At 36.4% G+C, this 1,724-nt stretch carries 1 protein-coding gene and 2 pseudogenes; 2 read left to right on the forward strand and 1 reads right to left on the reverse strand.

All coding sequences use genetic code 11. The annotated features are described in order from the left end of the window. Nucleotides 1–267, reverse strand: a pseudogene (locus ACFIKX_RS05190) (MBL fold metallo-hydrolase); the annotation flags it as partial. Between the two features lie 4 nt (nt 268–271). Here ACFIKX_RS05190 and ACFIKX_RS05195 point away from each other — a divergent pair. Together ACFIKX_RS05195 and ACFIKX_RS05200 are read left to right on the forward strand one after the other, a co-directional pair. Beyond that, nucleotides 272–670: pseudogene (locus ACFIKX_RS05195) on the forward strand (two-component sensor histidine kinase); the annotation flags it as partial. 472 nt (nt 671–1,142) lie between these two features. Beyond that, a partial coding sequence (locus ACFIKX_RS05200; RefSeq protein WP_375629693.1) for a BA14K family protein occupies nt 1,143–1,724 on the forward strand: 582 nt, incomplete at its 3' end.

Genomic DNA, 1,724 nt, shown 5'->3' on the forward strand with positions numbered 1-1,724 from the left:
GCCTATGCTACTTTTGGGACCATGCCCACAGATAAAACAAACATCATCGCCTAAGGGTAAAACTTTTTCTCGAAGAGATTGTATCAATTTTTCATAAGAACAGAAGGGGAAGTCCGTACGTCCAATAGAACCACGAAAGAGAACATCACCCAAGAGGGCTAAGCGCTCTTTTTCATTGAAATAAATAACATGACCAGGGGAATGCCCCAGTGTATGTAAAACCCTAAACTCATGTCCAGCAAAATACACACACTCACCATCTTCTAACTATATCGAACAACGCACCACGATGCTTTCGGGTGTAAGCCATGATTTAAGAACCATTCTCACCCGTTTTAAACTTCAGCAAGCGTTAGCAAATACTGACTTTGATATCAAGCTGCTTGAACAAGATGTGAGCGACACGCAAAACATGTTAGAAGATTACCTTGCTTTTGCCCGTAGTGAAGAAAGTGAGTGTGTTAAAACTTTTGATTTAAATGCTCTTATGCAAAAATTCTCTACCGATGTGCATCTTCACAAACGTCAATTTTCCTACACCATTGAAAGCCCTACACCAATACAAGCACGCCCACGTGCCTTCAGGCGTCTCATCAGCAATCTTGTGTCAAATGCATTTTGTTATGCCAATACTGTCAAACTAACAGCCATATCCCAACAAGAATGTTTCCCATATATCAAAAAAAGTTCCCGCAATATATTATATTTATACAGTTATAATATGATATCGAACTCAATATTTAGCCTCACAAGAGAGTGGTCAAACAGGACTGTATTCAATCACACAAATAAGGTTCTATCTTAGCACCATAAGCCTATAATAAAAAACGATAACTTTTGTTCATACACCTATTGTTCAATTCATATTGTATCAAGCAATAAAAAATTACTCATCAATAAATAATTTATAACCAATAGTAAAAAATCTGGTGCTCTAAATACAAGCTGCTTAATTAATCTTAAGAAGAGTACATTAATTGAAATCAAAATTCTGTCATGATTTTATTTTATTGTATTGATAATAGTTTTAACTAAATGAATTTTTATTTTTTTGTCACAATAAAGTCCAAAATTGTTCAGTCTCTATTCAGTTTGAAACGTGTAGGATGTGAAAAATACGAATTGACACAAGGAGCATCATTATGAAAAAACTCTTCAGATTAGCGGTATTATCAGCAATGTCTACTGCAACCGTTTTGATGCCATTAAATCCAACGCTTGCAGATATGGCATGGTATCATAACTATGACATGAGAAGGGAGGCTGGTTTACCGTCTCACAATTTTAGCTCCCATTTTTCTCATAGTGAACATCACTCTTTTGATAACCCCCACACGCGTCATTATGTTAGCCATAAATGGGGAGCACAACAACACCATCATGTTGAACACAAGACATATCATTATGTCGAGCGCAAAAAGACAAAACACAGTAGTATTAATATAAATAACTCAGGAGAAGCTTTAGCAATGGGCATTCTTGCTCTTGCAGCAGGTGCACTTCTCGGCAAAATTTTTAAAAAATCAGAACAGCCACAAGTTGTTTATCAAACCGCACCACAGCATCAAATTGTATATCAACAGGTTCCACAAGAACAGATAATTTATGAAGCTCCGCAAACGGTGGAATATGAGCCAGTACAACAATCATTAGAATCTGATTGGCTTAACTATTGCAAGAAAAAATACCGTTCTTTCAACCCTAAAACAGGAACTTTCCGAGAC

It is taken from the genome of Bartonella sp. CM86QHHN, assembly GCF_042194695.1.
Taxonomy (GTDB): domain Bacteria; phylum Pseudomonadota; class Alphaproteobacteria; order Rhizobiales; family Rhizobiaceae; genus Bartonella.